The sequence below is a fragment of the Streptomyces sp. NPDC000075 genome (assembly GCF_040301925.1).
GTDB lineage: Bacteria > Actinomycetota > Actinomycetes > Streptomycetales > Streptomycetaceae > Streptomyces > Streptomyces polychromogenes.
On the sequence record NZ_JBEPFL010000004.1, the window covers coordinates 12,444 to 38,942 of the forward strand.

The following is a 26,499-nucleotide window of genomic DNA, read 5'->3' on the forward strand; positions in this document are numbered from 1 at the left end:
GGGCCGCCCCTCGGCGTCCTAGTCGAACCACCTGTCCCGCGCGAGTTCCGCCGTGCGGGACGGGTCCTCCAGGAGGGCCGCGACCTCGAAGCGGCGGGGCCACTGGGACGCCGACCAGGCCAGGCCCGCCGCCACGCCCTCCAGGGTGGCCGCGTGCAGCACCCCGTCCGGGGTCAGCCGCCAGTCCAGCTCGGTGCCGCCCGCCACCAGCTCCTCGTGCTCCACGTACGTCTCCGGGGTGGCCGGGCCCAGCAGCACCCGTACCGGCTCCGGGACCTCGTGCTCCTCGCCCGGTGTGGTCACCTCCGCCGGGACCGTCTCCGACAGCCGCCGCACCTGGAACAGCTCCGCCAGCTCCGCCGCCCGGGAGGGGGAGACGGGCAGCAGCGGCAGGCCCTCCGTCAGGGGCAGCAGGTCGGGGGCGTCGCAGACGACCGCCTCGGCGGCGTCCACCACGACCACCTCCCCGTCCACCACGGCCCGCAGCTCGTCCGGCAGCGTCACCTGCTCCGGGTCCAGCTCGGCCAGCGCCCCGTACAGCCCGTGCAGCTGCCGGCCCGACACCTCGCGGTCCGGGTCCGCGAGGCGGCCCAGCAACTCGGCCGCGCCGCCCGGCTCCTCCAGCAGGGCGCGCACCGAGGTGCGTACGCCCAGCGCGCGCAGGACCTGCTCGTCCTCGAAACCGGTCGCGTCCGCCGGGGTGTACAGGCCGGCCAGCAGCGGGTCCCCGCCCGCCGCGCGCAGCCCCGCCGGGCGGCGGCCGTCGAGCACGGGGTGGTCGCGCAGCCACCAGGCGGTGTACGGGCGCACCGACTGCGTGGTGCCGTCGGGGAGCAGGACCCGCACCGGCTGGGTGAGGGCGTCGCGCAGCGGGGGCTGGGCGAGCATCGCCAGGGCCTGGGGCCAGCGGTCGTCGTCGACGAGGTCGAGGTCCCGTACGGCGATCAGCTCGGTGGCGACGGGCGGCACGGGGGAGTCGGGGAACTGGTCGAGGAGGTCCTCGCACCACACGTCGACGGCGTCCAGCAGCCCCGCGTCGTCGGGCTCGGCGTAGTCCCCGTCGCGGGGCTCCAGCTCGTCCGGGTCGAGGACGACGTCGGTGGCGCGGACCAGCTGGAAGGTGGTCAGCACCCCGCAGGCGGCCAGCGTGCCGGCGTCCCAGCGGGCGGCGAGCTCCGGGTCCAGGTACGGGATCTCGTCCTCGCGGACGACGGAGGCGAGCGGGCTGCCGGCGAGGAGGAGCTCCCCGGCCGGGGCCGGTTCGCCGTCCTCGTCGGGCAGGGCCAGGGCGCCCAGCCAGGGCTCGTCGCCGGGGGCCAGGCCGGCGTCGCGGACCAGGGTGAGGACGATCTCGGCGAGTTCGTCGGCGTCGGGGGCGTCGGAGTCCTCGTCCCAGACCTCGCCCGCGTCGAGCGAGCCGGCCACCGCGGCCCGGATCTGCGGGGTCGTCAGGACGGCGCGGGCGGTGGCGGGGAGGGCGCCCAGCTTCTCCAGCAGCGGGTGGGCGGCGTCCGGGTGGGCCACCTTGAGGCCCAGCCGGGCCAGGTCCGCCGGGGTGTCCGCGCCGGGCAGCAGGATGTGGCGCGGGCCGATCGCGGTGCGGCCGTCGGCGAGCGGTACGGGCAGGCCCGAGAGCCGGTCCGGGTCGACGCCGGCCAGGGTGTCGTAGAGGCTGTGCCACCACTGCGGGGTGCGCTCGATGCCGGCGATCCGCTCGATGGCCTCCCCGAGCGGGAGCCGGCCCACGCCCAGGGTGCGCAGCTCGGGCCGCCGCTCCAGCCCGGCGGGCAGCAGCGTCGGGAGGACCTCCGCGAGGACCCGTACGGTGTCGGCTCCGGCGCCCTCGACGACCTCGGCCTCGAAGGGGCGCAGCCGGGTGAGTTCCTCGGACGGGACGGCGGGGGCGAGGAATCCGGTGCGGGGGAGCCGGCGCAGGACGGCGGCGCGCAGGGCGCCGTCGAGCTCGCCCTTGCCGAGGGGGCCGGGGACGAGGTCGACGAGGGCCGGGGTCACCGGCTCCCAGGCGGCGAGGAGTCCGGCGTAGGCGTCGGCGGCGCGCTCCACGAGGAACTCGGCCAGCGGCCCGGGCGCGTGGTGGCGCCGGGAGGTGTCCATCGGCAGGGAGGCGATGAGCAGGGCCGGGATGCCGAGGGGTTCGTCGGTGGGGGTGGGGGCGTGGACGACGGGCTCGGTGCGGGGCGGTACGGGTGCGCCGTCGGCGTCGACGGGGACGGCCCAGGTGACGCTCCAGGCGGGCCGCAGCCGCTCCTCGACGGGCCGGTCGGCGAGGAGTTCGGGTGTGAGGGGGCCGTTCGCGCGGGCGGTGCGCCAGCGGTGGGTGCCGGAGGCGGAGTCCTCGATGACGGTGTAGGGGCCGTCGGTGTGCCGGTAGAGGGTGCGGGTGCCGCTGGAGGGGGTGTCGACGACGATCTCGGTGAGCCCGGGGAGGGTGAGGAGGAGGGCGTCGTCGACCCCGTGCAGGAGGCGTTCGGCGAGGGCTTCGGCGGCGGCGTCGCGCAGCGGGAGGACGACGACGGTGTCGTAGCCCTCGGGGGCGGTGCCCTCGGCGGGCAGCGGCAGGCGCAGCAGCGGGACGTGGCCGTCGCGGCGGCGCAGTTCGTCGCCGAGCCCGGGGCTGAAGTGGGCGGCCTCGCGGGCCATTTCGCGGGCTTCGGCGAGGGACCAGCGCACGCCGCCGTGCCGGCCGAGGACGGCGGGTTCGTCGGTGACGGCGAGGACGGCGGCGAAGCCGACGCCGAACCGGCCGACGGTGTCGGCGGCGGAGGCGCCCTCGCGTTTGGCGGAGGCGCGCAGGGTGCTCAGCGACTCCACGCCCGTGGCGTCCAGCGGGGCTCCGGTGTTGGCGACGGCCAGGACGCCGTGCCCGTCGCCGGGGGCGGCGGGGTGCAGGGTGAGCCGCATCCGGCCGGGTACGCGGCCGCGGGCGGCGGCGTCGGAGGCGTTCTGCGCCAGTTCGACGACGAGCCGGTCGCGGTAGCCGCCGAGTGCCAGGTCCTCCTCGGCGTTGGCGTCCTCGCGGAACCGGGCGGGCCCGGCCGCCCAGGCGTCGAGCACCGCGCGGCGAAGCCGGGCGGTACTGAAGGGGTCCATGCCGCTCTGGGCCGCCGTCACTCGCACGTTCACGCCGCTGCCTCCACGCTGTGCTGCCTCCACGTCCTGCTGTGAAGGTATCGCGTGGGGGGCTAGGCCTTGCCCGTGAGGTGGGCGAACACGACGACGTTGGAGTCCCAGTGGCGGTCGGGGGTGAGGCTGCCGCCGCAGGTGATGAGGCGGAGTTCGGCCTTGCCGTGGGTGTCGCCGTAGACCTCGGAGGTGGGGAAGGCGTCCTTCTTGAAGGTGTCGACGGCGTCGACGGTGAAGACGGCGGTGGTGCCGTCGGCGCGGTGGACATCGATCTCCCCGCCCTCGGCGATGTCCTTGAGGTGGAAGAAGACGGCCTGGGGGGCCTGCGGGGTGTCCATGTGGCCGACGATCGCGGCGGCGCCGGGTTCGCCGGGGGTGGGGCCGTCCTGGTACCAGGCGGCGTCGCGGGGCTTGGCGAAGTCGGGTTCCCGCATGACGCCTTGGGGGTCGAGGCCGACGGCGTCGAGGTGGGCGTCGACGTGCAGGGAGGGGATCTCGACGCGGTCGGGGACGGAGGGCGGGAGGGCGGAGACGGAGGCGACGGCGGCCGCCGTGTCCCGGTGGGCGCCGTCGCCCGCGGCGCAGCCGGAGGCGAGGGCCGCGGCCAGGGCTGCGGCCCCCGCCAGGGCGGCGGCGCGGCGTGCGCGGCCGCCCCGGCGGCGGGTGGGGGCGGACTCAGGCATCGGCGGGGGCCTGGCCGGTGTTGACGGAGCCCTTGGGCGTCTTGTGCTCGCCGGGGGTGAGGGGCTTGAGGGGCTTGACGTCGGGGTTGCCCTTGGCCTCGACGGAGAACTTCACGGTGTCGAACTTCTTGCCGCCGGCGAAGGCGTCGATGCCGTAGTAGCCGGTCCTGACGTCGCCCGCGACGGTCGCGGTGGCGGTGAAGGTGCCCTTGCCGTCGCCCTTGAGGTCGACGCGGCCGCCCGCGAAGGCGGCGGACTTCACGTAGGCCTCCTTCTCGGAGCTCTTCACGGTGATGACGACCTTGTCGCCGGGGCGGCCGAAGTCGGTGGACAGCTGGAGGGTGGAGGGCGCGGGGGTCGGCTTGGGCTTGGGGGAGCCGGTCTTGACGGTCAGCTGCGCGGTGGCCTGGAGCTTGGCGCCGTCGGGGGCGGAGCCGGTGAGGGCGACGCCGTAGCCGCCGTCCTTGACGTCGGCGACGGTGGCGGTGCCGGTCCAGGTGCCGTCCTTGCCGGGGCTGAGCCTGACGGCGCCGAGCGCGGACGAGGACACCGTCAGGTTCTTCGACCCGGCGGGGGCGGTCACGGTGACGCTGATCGCGTCGCCGGGCTTCACGGGGGAGCTGGGCACCGTCACGGACGCCTTGGCGGCGGGGGTGCTCGCGGACGGGGAGGGGAACGGGCCCTCGGCGGCGAAGGCGGTGGTGGCGGCGCCGCCGGCGACGGCCAGCGTGGAGGCGAGGGCTATCGCCGAGAGGGTGCGTACGGTGCGTGCCTTGCGCATGGGATCTCCTCCTGAACGGACGGCCGGGATTTTTCCCGGCACACCAGACATGAGGGACATCCAAGCCGCTCGGTTGCGGCCGCTCCGGACCCCCGGGAAGCCCCCTGCCGAAGGTCCCGCGCCGCGAACGCGCAGGCCGCGCAGCCCCTGGGGATGGTCCGTTTGCGTGCTCTTTGCCCCGATTTTTGGGACCAAAGTCCCGGGGTGCGGGGCCGTGAGAACGCGAAGGGGCCCCCGGCGCCTTCCGGCACCGGGGGCCCCTCGCGCGTCAGCGGGAGCGAGCCGCGGTCAGAGGCGCTCGATCACGTAGTCGACGCAGGCGGTCAGCGCCTGCACGTCCGCCGGGTCGATCGCCGGGAACATCGCGATGCGGAGCTGGTTGCGGCCGAGCTTGCGGTACGGCTCGGTGTCCACGATGCCGTTGGCGCGCAGCACCTTCGCCACGGCCGCCGCGTCGATCGCGTCGTCGAAGTCGATCGTGCCGATGACCGCCGAACGCTTCTCGGCGTCCCGCACGAACGGGCTCGCGTACTTCGAGGCCTCCGCCCAGCCGTACAGGTTGGCCGCGCTGGCCGCCGTACGGGAGGTCGTGAACTCCAGACCGCCCTGGCCGTTCATCCACTCCAGCTGCTGGTTCAGCAGGAAGAGGGTCGCCAGCGCCGGGGTGTTGTACGTCTGGTTCTTCAGCGAGTTGTCGATCGCCGTCGGCAGCGAGAAGAACTCCGGGATGTGCCGGCCGGACGCGTGCACGCGCGCGGCACGCTCCAGGGCGGCCGGGGAGAACGCCGCCAGCCACAGGCCGCCGTCCGAGGCGAAGGACTTCTGCGGGGCGAAGTAGTAGACGTCGGTCTCGGTGATGTCCACGGGCAGACCGCCCGCGCCCGAGGTCGCGTCCACCAGCACCAGCGAACCGGCGTCGGCGCCCGCGACGCGCTTGACCGGCGCCGCGACACCCGTCGAGGTCTCGTTGTGCGTGTACGCGTACACGTCCACACCCGCCTCCGCCACCGGCTCGGGGTGCGTGCCCGGCTCGGAGGAGATGACGGACGGCTCGTCCAGCCACGGCGCGAGCTTCGCGGCCTTGGCGAACTTGGACGAGAACTCGCCGAAGGTCAGGTGCTGGGACTTCCGCTCGATGAGACCGGCGGTCGCGATGTCCCAGAAGGCGGTGGATCCGCCGTTGCCCAGGATCACCTCGTAGCCCTCGGGGAGGGAGAAGAGGTCCCGGAGGCCCTGGCGCACCGAGCCGACCAGGTTCTTGACCGGGGCCTGGCGGTGTGAGGTACCGAGCAGGGAGTTACCGGTGGCGGCGAGGGCGTCCAGCGCCTCGGTCCGCACCTTGGAGGGGCCCGCGCCGAAGCGTCCGTCGGCGGGCTTGATGTCAGCGGGAATCTGGATCTCAGCCACGAGCGGAGCGTATCGGGTCCCGGACCGGCCGTTGGAGGCGCGTCCACCGGATGAGACACGGGCGGGTGATACACGGGTGATGGGAGGGTGTGTCCGTGACGTCTCCAGGTGAACTTGAGCGGACATTGCGGGCGGAGCTGCGCGGGGAGGTGGATTTCGGGGCAGCGGCACGGGCGTTGGTGACCATGGACGCCTCCAACTACCGGCGCGTCCCGCTCGGCGTCGTCGCCCCGCGCGACGCCGAGGACGTGGCGGCGGCGCTCCGGGTGTGCGCCGAGGCCGCCGTCCCCGTCGTCCCGCGCGGCGGCGGCACCTCCATCGCCGGACAGGCGACCGGCACGGGCGTGGTCCTCGACCTCACCCGGCACATGAACGCCCTGGTCTCGGTGGACCCGGCCGCCCGCACCGCCGTCGTCCAGCCCGGCCTGGTCCTCGACCGGCTCCGCGCGGCGGTCCGCCCGCACGGGCTGACCTTCGGCCCGGACCCCTCCACGCACTCCCGCTGCACCCTCGGCGGGATGATCGGCAACAACGCCTGCGGGGCCCACTCCGTGGCCTGGGGCACCACCGCCGACAACGTGGCCGAACTGTCCGTGACCGCGTACGGGGGCACCCGCCACCACCTCGCGGAAGGCTGGTCCGGCGCCCCCGCCGGACTGCGGGAACTCGTCGCGCGGAACCTGGCCGTCCTGCGCACGGGCCTCGGCGACGGGTTCTCGCGCCGCATCTCCGGCTACGGCGGCCTCGACCGGCTCCTGCCCGAACGCGGCACCCGCCTCGCGCAGGCCTTCTGCGGCAGCGAGGGCACCCTCGGGGTGGTCACCGAGGCCGTGGTGCGCCTCGTCGAACTCCCGCCCGCGCCCGCCCTCGCGGTCCTCGGCTACCCCGACGAGGGCGCCGCCGCCGACGCCGCCGCCGGGCTGCTGGAGTACGGGCCGCTGACCGTCGAGGGCATGGCCCGCGACCTGGTCCCCGACACCGCCGGGCTGCCCCGGGGCGGGGCCTGGCTGTTCGCCGAGACCCGGGACGAGGGGGCCGCGCACCGCCTCGTACGGGCCGCCGACGCGCTCGACGCGCTGGTCGTCGCCGACCCGGCCGGGCAGCGGGCGCTGTGGCGGATCCGCGAGGACGCCGCCGGCACCGCGACCCGTACGCCTGGGGGCACCTCCCGGACGGAGTCTGGGGGAGGCCGCATGGCCTGGCCGGGCTGGGAGGACTGCGCCGTACCCCCGGCCCGGCTCGGCGCCTACCTGCGCGAGTTCCGCGCCCTGCTCGCCCGGCACGGGCTGCGGGGGACCCCGTACGGGCACTTCGGGGAGGGCTGCGTCCACGTCCGCATCGACTTCGACCTGGCCTCGGCCCCCGGCGTGGCCCGCTTCCGCTCCTTCTCCTCCGACCTCGCCGACCTCGTCGTCGCCCACGGCGGCTCCCTGTCGGGCGAACACGGCGACGGCCAGGCCCGCGCGGAACTGCTGCCGCGCATGTACGGGCCCGAGGTGATCGGCCTCTTCGGCGCCTACAAGGACCTCTGGGACCCGGCGGGCGGCATGAACCCCGGCATGCTGGTCCGCCCCGCCCGCCTCGACGAGAACCTCCGCTTCGCCGTCCTGCCCGCGACCCCCTTCGCGGACGAGGTGGCCCGCTGCGTCGGCGTCGCGAAGTGCCGCTCGACGGAGCCGGCCGGGGCGGGGGTGATGTGCCCCTCGTACCGGGTCACGGGCGAGGAACGGCACTCCACGCGCGGCCGGGCACGCCTGCTCCACGAGATGCTCGCGGGGGAGATCGTCCGCGACGGCTGGCGCTCGCCGGAGGTGGCCGAAGCCCTGGACCTCTGCCTGGGCTGCAAGGGCTGCCGCAGCGACTGCCCGGTGGGGGTGGACATGGCCGCGTACAAGTCGCGGTTCCTCCACCACCACTGGCGGGGCCGCCTGCGCCCGCTGTCCCACTACGTCCTGGGCTGCCTCCCGGCCTGGCTCCGTCTGATCGCCGCGCTACGGGCGGCCCGGCCGGTCAACGCGGTCGGGAGGCTCCTGCGGGTGCCGGGGCTGACGCGGGAACGGGGGCTGCCCGAGGTGGCGGGGGTACCGCTGCGGCGGTGGTATCCAGCCTCGCCGGCGTCTGAGGCGCGGAGGTGGTGGCGGGCCCGCCGGGCGTCACATCCGACCCCGGCCCCGGCCCGGGTCACCCTCTTCCCGGACACCTTCACCAACCACCTCACCCCCGAAACGGGCCGCGCGGCACTCCGCGTACTGGCCGCCGCCGGCCTCCCCACCACCCTCCCGGCCACCGGCCACCCCTGCTGCGCCCTCACCTACATCTCCACCGGCCGCCTCACCACCGCCCGCAGGGTCCTGCGCCGCACCCTGGACACCCTGGGCGAGGTCGAGGGCCCCGTCCTCGTCCTGGAACCCAGCTGCGCCGCGGCCCTCCGCACCGACCTCCCCGCCCTCCTCCCCGACGACCCCCGCGCCCACCACCTCGCGGCAGCGGTCCGCACCTTCGCCGAGACCCTGGAGGAGTACGCCCCCCACTGGACCCCGCCCCGCCTGGACCGGCCCGTCGCGGGCCAGACCCACTGCCACCAGCACGCCGTCCTCGGTGACGCCGCCGACCGGCGGCTGCGCGAACGCGCCGGCCTCACCGGCGGGCTCAGCGGAGGGTGCTGCGGCCTCGCGGGCGACTTCGGCTTCCAGCCGGGCCACCACGCCGTCTCCGTGGCCTGCGCGGAGGAACAGCTCCTGCCCTCCCTGCGCGCCGCCACCCCCGGCACCGCCGTCCTGGCCGACGGGTTCTCCTGCCGCACCCAGATCGCCCAGCTCTCCGACCACCGCGCCCGCCACCTGGCGGAACTCCTGGCGGAGGCCCTCCCGCCGGACCGGCCGGCCCCGGAGGAGCCCATGTAAGAGAGAACACGGAGGCACGACCCTTACCCACCCCTTAATCTGGAGAAATGCCCGCACCCTCCGCTTCCCCCACGAAACCCCCCACCGGAACGACGGCGTCCGCCACCCCGGCCACCCCGGCCACCCCGACCCCCAAGGGCGCTCCCGGCGCTCCCGGCGGGCTCCGGGGCGGCTTCGGCCCGGTGGCACTCGTCGTCGCGGCGGGCGTCTCGGTGCAGTTCGGCGCCGCCCTCGCCGTCATGATCATGCCGAGGGCGGGCGCGGCGGGCGTGGTCACGCTGCGGCTCGCGGCCGCCGCGCTGGTGCTGCTGGCCGTCTGCCGGCCCAAGCTGCGGGGCTACACACGGGCCGACTGGGGCACGGTCGTCGCCTTCGGCGTGGCCATGGCGGGCATGAACGGCCTCTTCTACCAGGCCATCGACCGCATCCCGCTGGGCCCGGCGGTCACCCTGGAGGTCCTCGGCCCGCTGGCCCTCTCCGTCATAGCCTCCCGCCGCCTGGTCAACCTCCTGTGGGCCGGCCTGGCCCTGGGCGGCGTGGTCCTCCTCTCCGGCCACGGCGGCGGCGGCCTCGGCTTCGGCTCCCTGGACCCGCTCGGCGCGGCCTTCGCGGTGGGCGCGGGCGCGATGTGGGCGGCGTACATCGTCTTCAGCGCCCGCACCGGCCGCCGCTTCCCCCAGGCGGACGGCCTGGCCTTGGCGATGGCGGTGGCGGCGGTCATCTCCCTCCCCCTGGGCGTGGCCGAGGCGGGCTCCGCCCTCCTGGTCCCCAGCACCCTGGCCCTGGGCCTGGGCGTGGCGGTCCTCTCCTCGGTACTCCCCTACACCCTGGAACTCCTCGCCCTCCGCCGCCTGCCGGCCCCGACGTTCGCGATCCTGATGAGCCTGGAACCGGCGATCGCGGCGACGGCGGGCTTCCTGGTCCTCCACCAGGCGATGTCCGCCCTGGACGCCCTGGCGATAGCCCTGGTCATAGCGGCGAGCATGGGCGCGGTCCGGGCCCAGAGGCCCTGACCCGCCTGCGGGCCGACGGGCGGGCGCCGGGTCCCTCCGGGCGGCGACTGGACAGCGGGCGGGGCCGGGAGGGTCGGGACTTGAGCCGGGCGGTCTCAGGGAGGGTTGGGGGTTTCCCGTCAGTCTCATCGTCCTTCCGCGTCGGGCCGGCCTGTCAAGAGCGCTCCTTCGTCGCGTCGCTTCGCGATGTCGCTGCGCTCCACTCTTGACAGCCCGACCCGCCACGAAAAGCCGAAGACTGCCGGGAACCCCCCAAAGGAACGGGACGGACGTTCCTTGGACATGCGGCGGCATCAGCGCCCAGCCGGGCAGACCTGGCCACGGCAGCCCACACATCCGGCCCCCGACAACGCCAAACGGCAATCCGGGCCAGCCCACGCACCAGATCGCTACGCGCTCCTCATTGCTCGGCGTCCACTGCCCGTCTGGGGCCGCTACCCGCACGAAATGCCAATCAGAGAGGCATCCGGGACCAGTAGCCGCAGCAGATCGCTACGCGCTCCTGTCATCTCGGCGCCCGGCGGCCGTCTGCGGTCGCTACCTGCACCAGGGAATCCCAGCCGCTCAGAGAACTGTCGGGCTACCGTGCCTGCATGGCTGACTTCATGATCGTGCTGACGACGACCGATACCCAGGAGGCCGCCCGTGCCCTCTCCCGTTCGGCCGTCGAGAAGAATCTGGCGGCCTCCGGGCAGGTGACCGGACCCATCGAGACCACCTACCGACACCTCGGCACGGTCTCCCACGGCACGGAGTGGCAGGTGACCTTCAGGACCAGTGGGGACCGGTACGAGGCCCTGGAAGAACACCTCGTGTCACACCACCCGTACGACTCCCCGGAGGTCATTGCCTTCGCCATCGACGCCGGCCGCGCCGAGTACCTGGAATGGATTACCCGAGCCACTCGCTAACCCTGCGCACGTTCCAGAAGCGCACCCACTGGAGCCAGGGCGCGATGCGGCTCCAGTCGCTTCATCATCATCCGTGCGCGGGTCGCCGGGCGCGTGGACGCCAGATCCACAGAGAGGTCGAGCACCCGGCCGGTAACGGTGGCGGCGTGTTCGACCTCTCCTGCGTCCAGATAGGCCGACGCGAGCCAGGACAGGTACAGAGCTTTGTCCCTTGCCCGGGTGTCGTCGTACCGGCTCAGCGCGTCTTCCAGGGCTGGGATCGCCCGAAGCGGCCTGTGCAGCTCCGTCCAGCAGCGTCCTGTCATGATCAGGATCTCGTCGCGGTCCACCCAGTACGCCCAGTCCGGCACAGGGATATCGCCTCGGTCATGGATGGCCTCATCGGCGAGCGACAAAGCGCGGTCCGCATCTCGTGCCCGGCCCGACGTCGCGTACTGCCACGCCAGACGGTCTGCCAACAAGGCCCGGACCGCCGGCGCGGCATCGCGTTCAACCGCCCGCAGCCCCGCCTCCGCATACGCAATGCCGGAGCTGCCGCCCACCGCCCATTCCAAGTACGCGAGAAAGGCCAGCGAGTTCCCCTCCAGAGACCTGTCTTCGACCGTCTTCGAAGCGGCCAAGGCGGTCAGGTAATGGCGGCGAGCCTCCTCATACATCCCTGCGTCGTACGCTGCCCATCCCGCGAGCTGGGCCTGTTCCGCGATGATCCCTCGAAGTTCACGTCCCACCGATTCGGTGTAGACGCCCTCCTTGACCAGCCTGGTCGTGGCAGACAGCTCAGCCGTGTACATGCGATAGGTGTCGCCGCCGCCCATGAAGTCGTCCAGTCGCCGCAGGCGAGCTGTTCGCTGGGCCAGGAATCCGGGCGCGTCAGCTCCCAGTCTGCGCCCGGAGCTCAGGGGCAAGGACGGCTGTATGACGGCCAGCCCCGCGAGGCCGATGAAGTCACGGCGTTCCACATCCTGCTCCTCATCGTGTTGACGCGTCTGGTTCCGACCCTGGCGGCGGAGCCGGCGGGCGAGCTGTACCGCCCGTTTCAGCTCCTGCTCCGGGATGCCGAGCTCGGCTGCTAGGAGAGCGCGAGAGGCCGGATCCGGCAGTCGCTCCTCGTTTTCCCACCGTGACACCGTGCCCTGCTCCAGCGGATACCCCCGCCTGGCCGACAAGCCCTCCGCCAGCTCTTCCTGCGTGCGCCCGCTCTCCTTGCGCAACCGCCGCAACAGCGGGCCAGACGTCTCCACGCCGCTTTCGTCCTCGGCCACGTTCACTGCCCTCCGGCTGTCCCCGCGTTCCGCCCACCAGCGTGGCCATGAAACGCGGCCATGTCTCCGAAACGGCCATGCCGCCTGGCCCATCTCCTCAAACCTGCAAGCCGGTTCACTGGTCACACCCTCGACCCGACTTGAGGGATGACCGCGTAGTTGAGAGCAAGAGGCCTCGCAGTGACCAACGACGACCATGACGACCCGGATCCCCCGTGGCCCGGGTTCGAACCCTGTCCTGAGCTCAGCAACAAGCTCCTCGAACGTGCTCGCGTCGGTTGGGAGCGTTTCGTCGATTCCATGGGGGAGCTTTCCGATGAGTGAGCATTACGAGTACGTTCCCCATCGCCTTCTGCGTCGCCGCGTCCGCGACCTCGCCTCCGGCGCCGAGGGCGAGCTGATGGCCGTCATCAACGAGAATGTTTCCGACTGCCCCACCTACCAACGCTGGATGGAACTCGCCTACATCCGGGGCGTATCCGGCCGAGAGTTCACCACCGCCGTCGAGAACATCGTCCCCGCCTATGACCAGCCCCAGACGGCCGCCAGACGCCGAGCCCTGGGCAGCGCGTAGCGATCTGACGCGCCTATCGGCCCCGGATGCCTCCCTGATTGGCATTTCGTGCGGGTAGCGGCCACAGGCGGTCGGCGGACGCTGAGAAATGGGGAGCGCGTAGCGATCTGGTGCGTGGGGTAGTCCAGATTGCTGCTCATGGGGGTCGGATGGGTGGTCTGCCGTGTCCCGGCCCGCCCGACTGGTCGCTGATACGGCCGCATGTCCCTCTCCGGTCCGTCCCGTTCCTTTGGGGGGTTCCCGGCAGTCTTCGGCTTTTCGTGGCGGGGCGGTCTGTCAAGGGTGGAGCGCAGCGACATCGCGTAGCGACGCGACGAAGGAGCGCCCTTGACAGGGCGGCCCGACGCGGAAGGACGATGAGACTGACGGGAAACCCCCAACCCTCCCTGAGACCGGTCGGCTCAAGTCCCGACCCTCCCCGGCCCCGCCGCACCGTGCCACCCCCGCCCCGCCCCCACCCCCGGCCGGGCGGGTGGGCAGCCACCGCCCGGCCCCCGGCCCCTCGCGGGGGAAAAAGCGGGCCCCCGCCGTGCCCTGTACCTCCTCACCCCAGCGGTAGCTCCACGTACGACGGCGTCGGTTCCGGGGAGGTGAAGGACAGGGTGGCCCTGGGGAGGTTGGCGTCCGCGTAGAAGGGGTCGCGGGCGGTGAGGGCCAGCATGGGGCGGTGGCCCGGGGGGAGGTCGTACGCCGTCGGCTGGAGGTCGATGTCCGCGCTGATCAGGCTGTCCGGCGGGGAGTCCAGGTCGCTGAACGGGGCGTGGGTGATCAGGCGGGCCGAGCCGTCGGGGGCGAGGTCCAGGAGGTGGGCCACGAAGGTGGAGCCGGAGTTCGCCGCCCGGTAGGTGACCCGCAGGCGCGGGGTGCCGCGCAGGCGGGTGGTGTCCGCCGCCGGGGCGGCGGTCCACACGGCGGCGGCCGTGCGGTCCATCGCGGCGGCGTCCGGGTGGCGCCTGGGCCGGCCCGCCAGTTCCTCGTAACCGGAGCGGACGATCGCGTCGGCGACGGTCACCGGGGTGTCGATCCCGCACACGACGCCCGCCGCCCAGCCGGGGTCGGGTTCCCCGGTCAGGTCGCCGGTGCCGGTGAGGTACAGGCGGCGGGTGAGACGGGTGGGGGGCGGCCAGGTGGGGGAGGGCTCCAGGGCCCGGCTCCACATCACCTCGCAGAGCACCTGCCCCTCCTCGTCGACGCCGTTGTCGAGGTCGAGGAGGTGGCGGTCGAACCAGCGGTGGGCGTCCGTCCACACGCGGTTGGGCAGTCCGGGCAGGCCGCTCGACTCGGGGCCGGCGTGGTCGCCGATGGAGAGGTCGATGCGCTTGGGGCCGGTGAGCTCCTGGAACATCCGCAGCACCTGCCCGGCGGGGAAGAGGGTCTCGTGCCAGGCGTGCGCGCAGAACACCGGCACCCGCCGCCGCCCCAGCTCCTTGACATACGTCAACGGCGAGCGCAGCTCCGCCCACGTGCGGGTCTCCCGGTCGTCCCGGCGCGCGAGGACGTTCTCCAGGACGCGCTCCGCCGGCCGGCTGAGCCGGGCCCGGGGGGAGGCGGTGAGCAGGGCGTGGACGGCGGCGGTGCGGCGCGTGGCGTTCTCGCCGAGCACCTCCCCGAGGTCGCCCCAGCCGCTGAGCGCCGCCACCGCGTCCACCCGGGCGTCGTGCGCGGCGACGAGCTGCGCGATCCCGGCGCCGTACGAGAGGCCGAGGACGCCGATCCGGCTGACCGGCCCGGCGGCGCGTTCCAGGAGGTGGTCCAGGGCGTGCCGGCCGTCGGTGACGTCGAGCGGTCCGGCGAGGTCGGACTGGCCCTCGGAGGCGGCGAACCCGCGCGGGCTGTAGGCGATGACGTCGTAGCCGCGCACCGCGAACCGGGAGGCCTGGACGGCGTACGCGGGCCAGCCCAGGTCCGTCCACGGCGCGGGCATCACGACCACCGGCCGCGCCCCGGAGCCGGTGTGCCGCCAGAGGGCGGCGTCGAGGAGGTCCCCGTCGGCGCCGGTCACCTTGCCCCGGCTGAAGACGGCGGCGGCCCGTACGGCCCCGACCTCGGCGGCCCGGGCGGGCGCCAGGCGGCCGGTCTCGCCGGTCTCGAGGGCGGTGGCGAAGGCGGTGAGGGCGGTCGCGTCGAGTTCGGGGTGGAGGGAGTGGGCGGCAGGGTGCACGTCGGATCATCCTCATCGTCTCGTCGTCGAGTGGCATGGACGTGTGCGGACGTGGGGGAGGCGGGTGCGCTGCTGGTGCTCCGGTGGTACGGGCGGCGCACCCAGTATCGGCACGGCGCGCGGGGGCGTGCCCGGGGGCTTGAGGGGGACGGCCGGAATCGCCCGTGGGGGTGGCGGACGCCGTCGGGGGCGTGGGCCTCGGGGGAAGGGGCTGGTGGGTTCAAGTCGGCGCCGTGGGCCGCTGGTTGGCGGGTGGCGGGAATCGGGTGGTGCTGAATGAAAATCATGCAAGCGTGCTTGATTGTTTCTCGGACGGCTGCCAGGCTTCCCCTCACGCCGAGAGGGGAGCACGCCGTGCCCGAGCCGTCCGTCGTCGCCGTCTTCGCCGATCTCCGCGAAGAGGGCCGTGAACTCGACTCCCTGGTAGGGGAGTTGGCCGAGCCCGTGTGGGCGCGGCCGACGCCCGCCGAGGGGTGGGGCATCGCCCATCAGATCGCGCACCTGCACTGGACGGACCGGGCCGCGCTGCTCGCCCTCACCGACGCCGAGGCGTTCGCGCGGGAGGCGGAGGCGGCCCTCAAGGCGCCCGACTCCTTCGTCGACGAGGGGGCCGAGGAGGGCGCCCGGCTGGCGCCCGCCGAGCTGCTGGCGCGGTGGCGGGACGGGCGGGAGGCGCTGGACCGGGCCCTGGCCGCAGCCTCGCCCGACGCCCGGTTCCCCTGGTACGGGCCGCCGATGAAGGCGGCCTCGATGGCCAGCGCCCGGCTGATGGAGACCTGGGCCCACGGCCAGGACGTCGCCGACGCGCTCGGCGTGCGCCGCGCCCCGACCGCCCGGCTGCGGCACGTGGCGCGGATCGGGGTGCGGGCGCGGGACTACGCGTACGCCGTGCGTGGACTGGCCGTGCCGGACGGGGAGTTCCGGGTGGAGCTGACCGCCCCCGACGGGGCCGGGGTGTGGGCGTACGGGCCCGAGGGCGCCGGGCAGCGGGTCACCGGGCCCGCGCTGGACTTCTGCCTGCTGGTCACCCAGCGCGCCCACCGCGCCGACCTCGCCCTCACCGCCGAGGGCCCCGACGCCGACCGCTGGCTGGACATCGCCCAGGCCTTCGCCGGCCCGGCCGGCCCCGGACGCGAGCCGCGGGGCGAGCGGTGACCGGCCGCCGCCCGCTGCGCATCGGCAACGCCTCGGGCTTCTACGGCGACCGGCTGGGCGCCGTCCGCGAGATGCTGACCGGCGGCCCGCTCGACGTCCTCACCGGCGACTACCTCGCCGAGCTGACCATGCTGATCCTCGGCCGCGACCGGCTGAAGAACCCGGACCTCGGCTACGCCAAGACCTTCCTGAGGCAGCTGGAGGAGGGGCTCGGGCTCGCGCACGAGCGGGGCGTGCGGATCGTCACCAACGCGGGCGGGCTGAACCCGGCCGGGCTGGCGGACGCGGTGCGCGCGCTGGCGGACAAGGTGGGGGTGCCCGTACGCGTCGCGCACGTCGAGGGCGACGACCTGATGCGGCACGGGGACGCGGCGGCGGCAGCGGAGGGGGCGAGGGCTTCGGCGGGGGCCTTGGAGGGGGCGCTGACCGCGAACGCGTACCTGGGCGGGGCCGGGATCACCGCCTGCCTGCGGGCGGGCGCGGACGTGGTGGTCACCGGCCGGGTCACCGACGCGGCGCTGGTGAGCGGGCCGGCGGCGTGGTGGTTCGACTGGGGGCCCGGGGAGTACGACCGGCTGGCGGGGGCGGTGGTCGCGGGCCACGTCCTGGAGTGCGGTACGCAGGCCACCGGCGGCAACTACGCCTTCTTCACCGCCCACGACGTGCGCCGGCCCGGCTTCCCGCTGGCGGAGGTCTCCGAGGACGGCTCGGCGGTCATCACCAAGCACCCCGGCACCGGAGGGCTCGTCTCGCCGGGCACGGTCACCGCGCAACTCCTGTACGAGACCCAGGGCGCGCGCTACCTGGGCCCCGACGTCACCGCCCGCCTGGACACGGTCCGCCTCACCCCGGACGGCGCGGACCGGGTCCGGATCAGCGGGACCGTGGGGGAGCCGCCGCCGGACACGCTGAAGGTGGGGGTGACGAGGGTCGGGGGCTGGCGCAACGAGGTCGTCTTCGTCCTGACGGGCCTGGACGTGGAGGCGAAGGCGGCGCTGGTGCGCGAGCAGCTCGCGGACGCGCTGGCCGAGGTGGAAGGGGTGAGCTGGACGCTGGCCCGCACCGATCACGCGGACGCGGACACCGAGGAGACGGCGAGCGCCCTGCTGCGGCTGGTGGTCCGCGACCCGTCGCCGGACCGGGTGGGGAGGGGTCTGACGGGCGCGGCGGTCGAACTGGCCCTGTCCAGCTACCCCGGCTTCCACGTCACGACCCCGCCGGGACCGGCCCAGCCGTACGGGGTGTTCACCTCCACCCTGGTCCCGGCGGCCTCCGTCCCGCACACGGCCGTCCTCCCGGACGGGGCCAGGGTGGAGGTCCCGCCGGCCGGGGCCGGGCCGGGCGGCCCCGGCCTCCCGGGCGGCTCCGGCCCCCAGGCCGGTCCCGGTCTCCCGGGCGGCGCCCGGCCGCGGGGCGGGGACGGTGAGCTGGATTCCCCCGCCCGGCCCCTTCCCGGAACCGGGGCTCCGCCCCGGACCCCGTCCGGGGGCGGAGTTTCCGGCCCCACCACCCGTGCCCCGCTCGGGCTGGTGGCCGGGGCCCGGTCCGGGGACAAGGGGGGTGACGCCAACATCGGGGTCTGGGCCGAGAGCGACGCCGTCTGGGAATGGCTGCGTGCCACCCTCACCGCCCCGGCCCTCCAGGCCCTGCTCCCCGAAACGGCGCCCCTCGCCGTGGCCCGCCACGAGCTGCCGAACCTGCGGGCCCTGAACTTCACCGTCGCCGGGATCCTCGGCGCCGGCGTCGCCTCCGGGCACCGGTTCGACCCCCAGGCCAAGGCCCTCGGCGAATGGCTCCGCGCCCGTCACGTGGACATCCCGACGCACCTCCTGCCACCCGCCCCCGCCGGGGCACCGCCCGCCCCTGCCGGGGCACCGCCCGCCCCCGACGGGGCACCATCCGCCCCGGAGGGGATCCGCCCATGACCCGTCTCGGAACCGCCGTCGACCCGCTGGCCCCCGAGTACGCGCAGGCCCGTACCGCGGCGCTGGAGCGGCTCGACGCCCTGCACGCCGAGCACGCCAAGGCCCTCGCCGGTGGCGGGGAGAAGTACACCGCCCGCCACCGGGGCCGCGGCAAGCTGCTGCCCCGCGAACGCGTCGAGCTGCTCCTCGACCCCGACACCCCGTTCCTCGAACTGTCCCCGCTCGCCGCCTGGGGCAGCGACCACCCCGTCGGCGCCTCGATGGTCACCGGCATCGGCACCGTCGAGGGCGTCGAGTGCCTGATCACCGCCAACGACCCCACCGTGCGCGGCGGCGCCAGCAACCCCTGGACCCTCAGGAAGGCCCTTCGGGCCAACGAGATCGCCCTGCGCAACCGGCTCCCCTGCATCAGCCTCGTCGAGTCCGGCGGCGCCGACCTGCCCTCCCAGAAGGAGATCTTCATCCCGGGCGGGGCGATCTTCCGCGACCTCACCCGGCTCTCCGCCGCCGGCATCCCGACCGTCGCCGTCGTCTTCGGCAACTCCACCGCCGGCGGCGCCTACATCCCGGGGATGTCCGACCACACCGTCATGATCAAGGACCGTTCCAAGGTGTTCCTCGGCGGTCCGCCCCTCGTCAAGATGGCCACCGGTGAGGAGAGCGACGACGAGTCCCTCGGCGGCGCCGACATGCACGCCCGCGTCTCCGGCCTCGCCGACCACTACGCCCTCGACGAGTACGACGCCATCCGCCAGGCCCGCCGCATCGTGGCCCGGCTCAACCACCGCAAGCCCTACCCCGAACCGCCGTGCGCGCCGGAGCCGCTGTACGACGCGGAGGAGCTCCTCGGGATCGTCCCGCCCGACCTGAAGACCCCCTTCGACCCCCGCGAGGTCATCGCCCGCATCGTCGACGCCTCCGACTTCGACGAGTTCAAGCCCCTCTACGGCCCCAGCCTCGTCACCGGCTGGGCCAGCCTCCACGGCTATCCCGTCGGCATCCTCGCCAACGCCCAAGGCGTCCTGTTCAGCGCCGAGTCGCAGAAGGCCGCCCAGTTCATCCAGCTCGCCAACCAGCGCGACATCCCGCTCCTCTTCCTCCACAACACCACCGGCTACATGGTCGGCAAGGAGTACGAGCAGGGCGGCATCGTCAAACACGGCTCGATGATGATCAACGCGGTGTCCAACTCGCGTGTCCCGCACCTGTCCGTGCTCATCGGGGCCAGCTACGGCGCCGGCCACTACGGCATGTGCGGCCGGGCCTACGAGCCCCGGTTCCTCTTCGCCTGGCCCAGCGCCAAGTCCGCCGTCATGGGCCCGCAGCAGCTCGCGGGAGTGCTCTCGATCGTGGCCCGGCAGTCCGCCGCCGCCAAGGGACAGCCGTACGACGAGGAGGCCGACGCCGGGATGCGGGCCTTCGTCGAGGCGCAGATCGAGTCCGAGTCCCTTCCCATGTTCCTGTCCGGGCGGCTGTACGACGACGGCGTCATCGACCCGCGCGACACCCGTACCGTCCTCGGCCTGTGCCTGTCGGCCGTCCACAACGCCCCCGTCGAGGGCGCCCGTGGCGGCTTCGGCGTCTTCCGGATGTGAGCCCGCCCATGACGAACCCGATCACCTCCCTCCTCGTCGCCAACCGGGGCGAGATCGCCGTGAGGATCTTCCGCACGGCCCGCGCCCTGGGCCTGGCCACGGTCGCCGTCCACTCCGACCCCGACGCCGACGCCCTGCACGTCCGTTCGGCCGACACCGCGGTCCGGCTGCCCGGGGCCGCCCCCGCGGACACCTATCTGCGCGCCGACCTGATCGTCGAGGCGGCCCGCGCGGCGGGCGCGGACGCCGTCCACCCCGGGTACGGCTTCCTCTCCGAGAACGCGGACTTCGCCCGCCGGGTCGAGGCCGCGGGGCTGGCCTGGATCGGCCCGCCGCCGCAGGCCATCGAGGCCATGGCCTCCAAGACGCGGGCCAAGGAGCTCATGCGGGCCGCCGGTGTGCCGCTGCTGGAACCCGTCGACCCCGCCACCGCCACCGCCGCCGACCTGCCCCTGCTGCTGAAGGCCGCGGCGGGCGGAGGCGGCCGCGGGATGCGCGTCGTACGCGACCTCGACTCGCTCAAGGAATCCCTGGACGCGGCCGCCGCCGAGGCCCTGTCCGCGTTCGGCGACGGCGAGGTCTTCGCCGAGCCGTACGTGGAACGCGGCCGCCACGTCGAGGTGCAGGTCCTCGCCGACGCCCATGGAACCGTCTGGGCCCTGGGCACCCGCGACTGCTCCCTCCAGCGCCGCCACCAGAAGGTGATCGAGGAGGCCCCGGCCCCCGCCCTCCCCGAGGAGCTTCGCGAACGCCTTCACACCGCCGCCGTGGCCGCCGTCCGGGCGGTTTCCTACCGGGGCGCGGGCACGGTCGAGTTCCTCGTCGGGGCCGACGGGCGCCCGTACTTCCTGGAGATGAACACCCGCCTCCAGGTGGAACACCCCGTCACCGAAGCCGTCTTCGGCCTCGACCTCGTCGCCCTCCAGCTCCGCGTCGCCGAGGGAGAACCCCTCCCGCCCACCCCGCCCGAGCCCACCGGCCACGCCGTCGAGGCCCGCCTGTACGCGGAGGACCCGGCCCTCGACTGGCGCCCGCAGACGGGCGTCCTGCACACCCTCTCCTTCCCGGAGCACGTCCGCGTCGACACCGGATTCACCGCAGGGGACAGCGTCTCAGTCCACTACGACGCCATGCTCGCCAAGGTCATCGCCCACGCCCCCACCCGCGCCGAAGCCGTCCGCGTCCTCGCCGACGCCCTTTCCCGCACCCGCGTCCACGGCCCGGCCACCAACCGCGATCTGCTCGTACGCTCCCTGCGCCACCCGGACTTCACCGCCGCCCGGCTCGACACCGGCTTCTACGACCGCCACCTGGAGGCCCTCACCGAAGGCGCCCCCGACCCCGCCCTCGCCTGCCTCGCCGCCGCCCTCGCCGAAGCCGCACCCGCCCCCGGCGCGCCGCTCGCGGCCCGGCTCGGCGGCTGGCGCAACCTCCGTTCCCAGCCGCAGACCCGCCGCTACACCGTCGCCGGCACCGAGCACGAGGTCCGCCACCACCCCGTCGACCGGCCCGGCGTACACGTGCTGGCCGCCGCACCGGAACGCGTCACCCTCGAAGTCGACGGGGTCCGGCGGGTGTTCCACGTGAAACGCAAATCGAACACCGTCTACGTGGACTCCCCGCTCGGCTCCCACACCCTGACCCCCGTCCCCCGGTTCCCCGATCCCCTGGACCGCACCGAACCGGGCTCCCTGCTCGCCCCCATGCCCGGCACCGTCGTCCGCGTCGCCGAGGGCCTCACCCCCGGCACCGCCGTCACCGCCGGACAGCCCCTGCTCTGGCTGGAGGCCATGAAGATGGAGCACCGCATCCTCGCCCCCGCCTCCGGCACGCTCACCGCGCTCCACGCCGCCACCGGCCAACAGGTCGAGTTCGGCGCCCTGCTCGCCGTAGTCCAGGAGGAAACGCCGTCATGAGCCCCGCCGTCACCGAGACCGAAGAGCACCAGGCCCTGCGCACCGCCGTCGCCGCCCTCGGGAAGCGCTACGGCCGCGACTACCTCGCCCGCCTCGCCCGCGAGGGCGGCCACCCCGACGAGCTGTGGGCCGACGCCGCCAAGCTCGGCTACCTCGGAGTCAACCTGCCCGAGGAGTACGGGGGCGGGGGCGGCGGCATCGCCGAACTCTCCATCGTCCTGGAGGAACTGGGCGCAGCAGGCTGCCCGCTGCTGATGATGGTCGTCTCCCCGGCCATCTGCGGCACGGTCATCGCCCGCTTCGGCACCGAGGCACAGAAGCGGGCCTGGCTGCCCGGCCTCGCGGACGGCAGCCGCACCATGGCCTTCGGGATCACCGAACCCGACGCCGGCTCCAACTCCCACCGCATCACCACCACCGCCCGGCGCGACGGCGACGACTGGGTCCTCACCGGCCGCAAGGTCTTCATCTCCGGCGTGGACATCGCCGACGCCACACTGATCGTCGGCCGCACCGAGGACGCCCGCACGGGCAGGCTGAAGCCCTGCCTGTTCATCGTCCCCCGCGAGACGCCGGGGTTCACCCGCTCGGTGATCGACATGGAACTCCAGGCGGCGGAGAAGCAGTTCGAACTCGTTCTGGACGAGGTCCGGCTGCCCGCCGGGGCGCTGGTCGGCGACGAGGACGCGGGGCTCCTCCAGCTGTTCGCGGGCCTGAACCCCGAGCGGATCATGACGGCCGCCTTCGCCATCGGGATGGGCCGCTACGCGCTGGGCCGGGCGGTGGACTACGCCCGCACCCGGCAGGTGTGGAAGGAGCCGATCGGCGCCCACCAGGCCGTCGCGCACCCACTGGCCGCTGCGCACATCGAGCTCGAACTGGCCCGGCTGATGATGCAGAAGGCCGCGCGGCTGTACGACGCCGGGGACGACATGGGGGCCGGGGAGGCGGCGAACATGGCGAAGTACGCGGCGGGGGAGGCGTGCGTGCGGGCGGTGGACCAGGCCGTGCACACCCTCGGCGGGAACGGGCTCACCCGGGAGTACGGGCTGGCGTCCCTGATCACGGCGGCCCGGGTCGCCCGGATCGCGCCGGTCAGCCGCGAGATGATCCTCAACTTCGTTAGCCACCAGACGCTGGGGCTCCCGAAGTCGTACTGAGCCCGGTCCGGCCCGGGGGAGGGCCGCCGCTGCCCGGAGCCGCTCCCCGCCCCGACCGGGTGAACCCGAAGCCGTGCGCGCCCTGACCGGGAGGGGGGCGGGCGGATCGGGGCGCGGGGCGGGCCCGGGGCGCCGCGTACCCTCCCCGGAGGGGGCCGGCGCCCCGTCAACAGACCCTCCGGAGGAGACATGGCCCCACTCGTGCACGCCACCCGGGCGACCGGTATCACCACCCTGACCCTCGACTCCCCGGCCAACCGCAACGCCCTCTCGGCGCGGCTCGTCGGTGAGTTGCGGGCCGCGATCGCCGAGGCGGGCGAGGACGCCGGCACCCGCGCCGTCGTCCTCACCCACACCGGGAACACCTTCTGCGCCGGCGCCGACCTGAAGTCCCCCTGCGACCCGGCTGACTTCCTCGCGCTGCTGCGCGAGCTCACCACGCTGCCCAAGCCGGTCGTCGCCCGTGTCACCGGCCACGTCCGCGCCGGCGGCCTCGGCCTGCTCGGCGCCTGCGACATCGCCGCCGCCGGGCCGCAGTCCTCGTACGCCTTCACCGAGACCCACCTGGGCCTGGCCCCCGCCGTGATCTCGATGACCCTGCTGCCCCGCCTCGACCCCCGCGCGGCCTCCCGCTACTTCCTGACCGCTGAACCCTTCGACGCCGCCGAGGCCACCCGCATAGGGCTGCTCACCCTCCACACGGACGGCGACCCCGACACCGCCCTCGCCCCCGTCCTCGATGGGCTGCGCAAGGCCTCCCCGCAGGCCCTGGCGGAGACCAAGGCGATGGTGGCCGCCGGTGTACGGGAGGCCCTGGACCGCGACGGCGACCGCCTGACGGAACTCTCCGCGCGGCTCTTCGCCTCCGCCGAGGCCCGCGAGGGCATCACCGCCCGCTTCGAGCGCCGGGACCCGTCATGGGTGCGCTGACCGGCGCGGCCACCGGCGCGGGCGCCGCCCCCGGCACCGCGCCCCACGCCGCCTCCCGCACCGGCACCGGCGCCGTCCCCAAGCAGGCGCGCAGCCGCGTCACCCGCCGCCACCTCCTGGAGGCGGCCGTCTCCTGCCTCGCCGAGCACGGCTGGGCGGGCTCCACCGTCGCCGTCGTCGCGGAACGCGCCGGGGTCTCGCGGGGTGCGGCCCAGCACCACTTCCCGACCCGGGAGGCGCTCTTCACGGCGGCCGTCGAGTACGTCGCCGAGGAACGCTCCACCGCCCTGCGGGAGCTGTTCCAGGCCGCCCCCGCCCCCCGGCCGGCGGTCGTCGAGGCCCTGGTCGACCTCTACACCGGGGCGCTGTTCCGGGCCGCGCTCCAGCTGTGGGTCGCCGCCTCCAACGAGGAGCAGCTGCGCCCGCAGGTGACGGAGCTGGAGGCCAGGGTCGGCCGGGAGACCCACCGCATCGCCGTCGAGCTGCTGGGCGCGGACGAGTCGGTGCCGGGCGTACGGGAGACCGTGCAGGGCCTCCTCGACATGGCCCGGGGGCTGGGCCTGGCGAACGTCCTGACCGATGACACGGCCCGCCGGGACCGCGTCGTCGCCCAGTGGTCGAGGATCCTCGACGCCGCCCTGGGGTGACCAGTACAAGGGCGCCGCACCCCCGGCGAAGGGGTGCGGCGCCCTCGGAGCGTGAGGACCGTCAGGCCGTCGACGCGATGTCGGCGTAGCCCTCGATGTCCCGCGGGTCCCGCCGGCCCGGACCCACGTAGCGGGCCGAGGGGCGGACCAGGCGGCCCGTGCGCTTCTGCTCCAGGATGTGGGCGGACCAGCCGGCCGTACGGGCGCAGCTGAACATGGAGGTGAACATGTGCGCCGGGACCTCGGCGAAGTCCAGCATGATCGCGGCCCAGAACTCCACGTTCGTGGCGAGCACCCGGTCGGGGCGGCGCGCGTGCAGCTCCTCCAGGGCGGCCTTCTCCAGCGCGGCGGCCACCTCGTAGCGCGGGGCGTCGAGCTCCTTGGCGGTGCGGCGCAGGACGCGGGCGCGCGGGTCCTCGGCGCGGTAGACGCGGTGTCCGAAGCCCATGAGCCGCTCGCCCTTGTCGAGGGCCTTCTTGACGTAGGCCACGGCGTCACCGGTGCGCTCGATCTCCTCGATCATGCCGAGGACGCGCGAGGGCGCGCCTCCGTGCAGCGGACCGGACATGGCGCCGACGGCGCCCGACAGGGCCGCGGCGACGTCGGCACCGGTGGAGGCGATGACGCGGGCGGTGAAGGTGGAGGCGTTCATGCCGTGCTCGGCGGCCGAGGTCCAGTAGGCGTCGACGGCCTTGACGTGCTTGGGGTCGGGCTCGCCCCGCCAGCGGATCATGAACCGCTCGACGACGGACTCGGCCTTGTCGATCTCCCGCTGCGGCACCATCGGCAGGCCCTGGCCGCGGGCGGACTGGGCGACGTAGGAGAGGGCCATGACGGCGGCGCGCGCGAGGTCGTCGCGGGCGGTGCGCTCGTCGATGTCGAGGAGCGGTTTCAGGCCCCACACGGGAGCGAGCATGGCGAGCGCGGACTGCACGTCGACGCGGATGTCCCCGGAGTGGACCGGGATCGGGAAGGGTTCGGCGGCCGGGAGGCCCGGGTTGAAGGCACCGTCGACCAGCAGGCCCCAGACGTTCCCGAAGGAGACGTGGCCGACGAGGTCTTCGATGTCGACCCCGCGGTAGCGGAGCGACCCGCCTTCCTTGTCGGGCTCGGCGATCTCCGTCTCGAACGCGACGACCCCTTCGAGTCCGGGTACGAAGTCGGACATGCGGCGGCTCCCTCAGATAGTGCGAACACGCGCGGCTCCCGGCGTGATTCGCGGTCCGGCGCGGTCATCACCGTTGATGCCCGGCACGGCCGATGGTCATCCGTGCGGGGACCCTCGGACCGGCCCCAAGATTTTGTCCGTTCCACCCGGCCTTCGGAAGCGTGACATACGGCACACCCGCCGTCGGGTTACTGCGGCAGGATGGCGGTGTGACCGATCAGGACATTGACCCCGCCGCCATGCGCAAGCAGTACCGTTCCGAGATCGTCGAGGAGGCGGGTCTCGCCGGGGACCCGATGGCGCAGTTCGCCCGGTGGTTCCAGCAGGCCGCCGACTCCCACCTCTTCGAGCCGAACGCGATGGTCGTCTCGACCGCCACCTCCGACGGCCGCCCCAGCTCCCGCACCGTCCTGCTGAAGCAGTTCGACAGCCGGGGCTTCGTCTTCTTCACCAACTACGGATCCCGCAAGGCGCGGGAGATCGACGAGAACCCGTACGTCTCGCTGCTCTTCCCCTGGCACCCGATCGCCCGCCAGGTGATCGTGACGGGCCGGGCGGCCCGGACCGGCCGCGACGAGACGGCCGCCTACTTCCGCTCCCGGCCGCACGGCTCCCAGCTGGGCGCCTGGGCGAGCGAGCAGTCCCGGGTGATCGCCTCGCGCGCCGAGCTGGACCGCCGGTACGCGGAGCTGGCGGAGCGCTACCCGGAGGGGGAGCAGGTGCCGGTGCCGCCGGAGTGGGGCGGGCTGCGGGTGGTGCCCGACGCGCTGGAGTTCTGGCAGGGGCACGAGAACCGGCTGCACGACCGGCTGCGGTACGTCCTCGACGGGGAGAAGTGGCGGATCGAGCGCCTCTGCCCGTAAGGGCCGGGAGGGCGGGGAGAACGCAGACGACCCGCGGGCTCGGGTTCCTCTCCTGCAGTGAGAGGAGCCGGCCGGACGTACCGGCGAGCCCGCGGGTCGGGTGACTGCTTGGGATTGGCACCGGGCGGCTAGCTTCCGCCGGGCACCGCACTGGGTGCGTTGCTGACGACGGGCCCTTAGCCCGCAGTCACCTCACGCGTCCGGTTTCCGTACATTTCGGGAACCACCTCCCTTCTCGTGTACGGCAGAGCCTAGGCCCCTGCCCGGAGGGCCTCAACTTATTTACCGCCTTCCGCGCCCG

20 protein-coding genes are annotated in these 26,499 nt (G+C 74.2%); 13 read left to right on the forward strand and 7 right to left on the reverse strand.

Annotation, left to right across the window (positions count from 1 at the left end; all coding sequences use genetic code 11):
* Positions 1 to 18: 18 nt before the first annotated feature.
* The 4 genes from ABT403_RS06010 to serC all read right to left on the reverse strand — a co-directional run bounded on the left by ABT403_RS06010 (position 19) and on the right by serC (position 6,015).
* Positions 19 to 3,111, reverse strand: coding sequence for a sacsin N-terminal ATP-binding-like domain-containing protein (locus tag ABT403_RS06010; RefSeq protein WP_344165747.1), 3,093 nt, complete (start codon positions 3,109 to 3,111; stop codon positions 19 to 21).
* A 92-nt stretch (positions 3,112 to 3,203) separates the two neighbouring features.
* Positions 3,204 to 3,827: a class F sortase gene (locus tag ABT403_RS06015; RefSeq protein WP_344162865.1), complete on the reverse strand. Its 624-nt coding sequence runs from the start codon at positions 3,825 to 3,827 to the stop codon at positions 3,204 to 3,206.
* Positions 3,820 to 4,608: a hypothetical protein gene (locus ABT403_RS06020; protein WP_344162868.1), complete on the reverse strand. Its 789-nt coding sequence runs from the start codon at positions 4,606 to 4,608 to the stop codon at positions 3,820 to 3,822. Before ABT403_RS06020 ends, ABT403_RS06015 begins: the two co-directional genes overlap by 8 nt.
* A gap of 288 nt (positions 4,609 to 4,896) precedes the next feature.
* Positions 4,897 to 6,015: a phosphoserine transaminase gene (gene serC / locus ABT403_RS06025; RefSeq protein WP_344162871.1), complete on the reverse strand. Its 1,119-nt coding sequence runs from the start codon at positions 6,013 to 6,015 to the stop codon at positions 4,897 to 4,899.
* A 95-nt stretch (positions 6,016 to 6,110) separates the two neighbouring features.
* Between serC and ABT403_RS06030 the strand changes: the two genes are divergently transcribed.
* From ABT403_RS06030 to cutA, 3 genes are all read left to right on the forward strand, one after another.
* Entirely contained in the window at positions 6,111 to 8,918 is a 2,808-nt protein-coding gene (locus ABT403_RS06030) for an FAD-binding and (Fe-S)-binding domain-containing protein (RefSeq protein WP_344162874.1), read from the forward strand.
* Between the two features lie 47 nt (positions 8,919 to 8,965).
* The gene (locus ABT403_RS06035) at positions 8,966 to 9,931 is read left to right on the forward strand and encodes an EamA family transporter (RefSeq protein WP_344162877.1); all 966 of its coding nucleotides are present in this window, start codon (positions 8,966 to 8,968) and stop codon (positions 9,929 to 9,931) included.
* A 593-nt stretch (positions 9,932 to 10,524) separates the two neighbouring features.
* On the forward strand, positions 10,525 to 10,842 hold the full coding sequence (gene cutA / locus ABT403_RS06040; protein WP_344162879.1) for a divalent-cation tolerance protein CutA: 318 nt from the start codon (positions 10,525 to 10,527) through the stop codon (positions 10,840 to 10,842).
* Here cutA and ABT403_RS06045 read toward each other — a convergent pair.
* Positions 10,839 to 12,104, reverse strand: a complete 1,266-nt coding sequence (locus ABT403_RS06045) for a helix-turn-helix domain-containing protein (RefSeq protein ID WP_344162882.1) — start codon at positions 12,102 to 12,104, stop codon at positions 10,839 to 10,841. The two genes, cutA and ABT403_RS06045, sit on opposite strands and share 4 nt — an antisense overlap.
* A 180-nt stretch (positions 12,105 to 12,284) precedes the next feature.
* On the opposite strand from ABT403_RS06045, the gene ABT403_RS06050 reads away from it, so the two are divergent.
* Positions 12,285 to 12,428, forward strand: a complete 144-nt coding sequence (locus ABT403_RS06050; protein WP_351648143.1) for a hypothetical protein — start codon at positions 12,285 to 12,287, stop codon at positions 12,426 to 12,428.
* A complete protein-coding gene (locus tag ABT403_RS06055; RefSeq protein WP_344162885.1) occupies positions 12,421 to 12,678 on the forward strand; it encodes a hypothetical protein in 258 nt (85 codons plus the stop codon). Before ABT403_RS06050 ends, ABT403_RS06055 begins: the two co-directional genes overlap by 8 nt.
* A 544-nt stretch (positions 12,679 to 13,222) precedes the next feature.
* Here ABT403_RS06055 and ABT403_RS06060 read toward each other — a convergent pair.
* Entirely contained in the window at positions 13,223 to 14,839 is a 1,617-nt protein-coding gene (locus ABT403_RS06060) for a CocE/NonD family hydrolase (RefSeq protein WP_344162888.1), read from the reverse strand.
* A gap of 354 nt (positions 14,840 to 15,193) precedes the next feature.
* Between ABT403_RS06060 and ABT403_RS06065 the strand changes: the two genes are divergently transcribed.
* The 7 genes from ABT403_RS06065 to ABT403_RS06095 all read left to right on the forward strand — a co-directional run bounded on the left by ABT403_RS06065 (position 15,194) and on the right by ABT403_RS06095 (position 24,167).
* On the forward strand, positions 15,194 to 15,994 hold the full coding sequence (locus tag ABT403_RS06065) for a TIGR03084 family metal-binding protein (RefSeq protein WP_344162891.1): 801 nt from the start codon (positions 15,194 to 15,196) through the stop codon (positions 15,992 to 15,994).
* A 71-nt stretch (positions 15,995 to 16,065) separates the two neighbouring features.
* Positions 16,066 to 17,919, forward strand: coding sequence for an acyclic terpene utilization AtuA family protein (locus ABT403_RS06070; RefSeq protein ID WP_344165750.1), 1,854 nt, complete (start codon positions 16,066 to 16,068; stop codon positions 17,917 to 17,919).
* Positions 17,916 to 19,514: an acyl-CoA carboxylase subunit beta gene (locus ABT403_RS06075; protein WP_344162894.1), complete on the forward strand. Its 1,599-nt coding sequence runs from the start codon at positions 17,916 to 17,918 to the stop codon at positions 19,512 to 19,514. The genes ABT403_RS06070 and ABT403_RS06075 overlap by 4 nt, the downstream gene beginning before the upstream one ends.
* A gap of 8 nt (positions 19,515 to 19,522) precedes the next feature.
* The gene (locus tag ABT403_RS06080; RefSeq protein WP_344162897.1) at positions 19,523 to 21,430 is read left to right on the forward strand and encodes an acetyl/propionyl/methylcrotonyl-CoA carboxylase subunit alpha; all 1,908 of its coding nucleotides are present in this window, start codon (positions 19,523 to 19,525) and stop codon (positions 21,428 to 21,430) included.
* Positions 21,427 to 22,590, forward strand: a complete 1,164-nt coding sequence (locus ABT403_RS06085; RefSeq protein ID WP_344162900.1) for an acyl-CoA dehydrogenase family protein — start codon at positions 21,427 to 21,429, stop codon at positions 22,588 to 22,590. The genes ABT403_RS06080 and ABT403_RS06085 overlap by 4 nt, the downstream gene beginning before the upstream one ends.
* A 189-nt stretch (positions 22,591 to 22,779) precedes the next feature.
* Positions 22,780 to 23,520, forward strand: a complete 741-nt coding sequence (locus ABT403_RS06090; RefSeq protein ID WP_344162903.1) for an enoyl-CoA hydratase family protein — start codon at positions 22,780 to 22,782, stop codon at positions 23,518 to 23,520.
* Complete coding sequence (locus ABT403_RS06095; protein WP_344162906.1) at positions 23,508 to 24,167, forward strand: TetR/AcrR family transcriptional regulator; 660 nt, start codon at positions 23,508 to 23,510, stop codon at positions 24,165 to 24,167. Before ABT403_RS06090 ends, ABT403_RS06095 begins: the two co-directional genes overlap by 13 nt.
* A gap of 61 nt (positions 24,168 to 24,228) precedes the next feature.
* On the opposite strand, the gene ABT403_RS06100 is transcribed toward ABT403_RS06095, so the two are convergent.
* A complete protein-coding gene (locus ABT403_RS06100; RefSeq protein WP_344162909.1) occupies positions 24,229 to 25,335 on the reverse strand; it encodes a citrate synthase 2 in 1,107 nt (368 codons plus the stop codon).
* A 239-nt stretch (positions 25,336 to 25,574) separates the two neighbouring features.
* On the opposite strand from ABT403_RS06100, the gene pdxH reads away from it, so the two are divergent.
* On the forward strand, positions 25,575 to 26,198 hold the full coding sequence (pdxH, locus tag ABT403_RS06105; RefSeq protein ID WP_344165754.1) for a pyridoxamine 5'-phosphate oxidase: 624 nt from the start codon (positions 25,575 to 25,577) through the stop codon (positions 26,196 to 26,198).
* Positions 26,199 to 26,499 lie beyond the last annotated feature (301 nt).

Excerpts from the sequence above, each read along its gene's own strand:
- ABT403_RS06085 (WP_344162900.1), top strand. The coding sequence starts at position 21,427 with ATGAGCCCCGCCGTCACCGAGACCGAAGAGCACCAGGCCCTGCGCACC.
- ABT403_RS06035 (WP_344162877.1), top strand. The coding sequence starts at position 8,966 with ATGCCCGCACCCTCCGCTTCCCCCACGAAACCCCCCACCGGAACGACG.
- ABT403_RS06015 (WP_344162865.1), bottom strand. The coding sequence starts at position 3,827 with ATGCCTGAGTCCGCCCCCACCCGCCGCCGGGGCGGCCGCGCACGCCGC.
- ABT403_RS06055 (WP_344162885.1), top strand. The coding sequence starts at position 12,421 with ATGAGTGAGCATTACGAGTACGTTCCCCATCGCCTTCTGCGTCGCCGC.
- ABT403_RS06070 (WP_344165750.1), top strand. The coding sequence starts at position 16,066 with ATGCTGACCGGCGGCCCGCTCGACGTCCTCACCGGCGACTACCTCGCC.
- cutA (WP_344162879.1), top strand. The coding sequence starts at position 10,525 with ATGGCTGACTTCATGATCGTGCTGACGACGACCGATACCCAGGAGGCC.
- ABT403_RS06010 (WP_344165747.1), bottom strand. The coding sequence starts at position 3,111 with ATGGACCCCTTCAGTACCGCCCGGCTTCGCCGCGCGGTGCTCGACGCC.
- ABT403_RS06080 (WP_344162897.1), top strand. The coding sequence starts at position 19,523 with ATGACGAACCCGATCACCTCCCTCCTCGTCGCCAACCGGGGCGAGATC.
- ABT403_RS06020 (WP_344162868.1), bottom strand. The coding sequence starts at position 4,608 with ATGCGCAAGGCACGCACCGTACGCACCCTCTCGGCGATAGCCCTCGCC.
- ABT403_RS06090 (WP_344162903.1), top strand. The coding sequence starts at position 22,780 with ATGGCCCCACTCGTGCACGCCACCCGGGCGACCGGTATCACCACCCTG.
- pdxH (WP_344165754.1), top strand. The coding sequence starts at position 25,575 with ATGCGCAAGCAGTACCGTTCCGAGATCGTCGAGGAGGCGGGTCTCGCC.
- ABT403_RS06075 (WP_344162894.1), top strand. The coding sequence starts at position 17,916 with ATGACCCGTCTCGGAACCGCCGTCGACCCGCTGGCCCCCGAGTACGCG.
- ABT403_RS06100 (WP_344162909.1), bottom strand. The coding sequence starts at position 25,335 with ATGTCCGACTTCGTACCCGGACTCGAAGGGGTCGTCGCGTTCGAGACG.
- ABT403_RS06095 (WP_344162906.1), top strand. The coding sequence starts at position 23,508 with ATGGGTGCGCTGACCGGCGCGGCCACCGGCGCGGGCGCCGCCCCCGGC.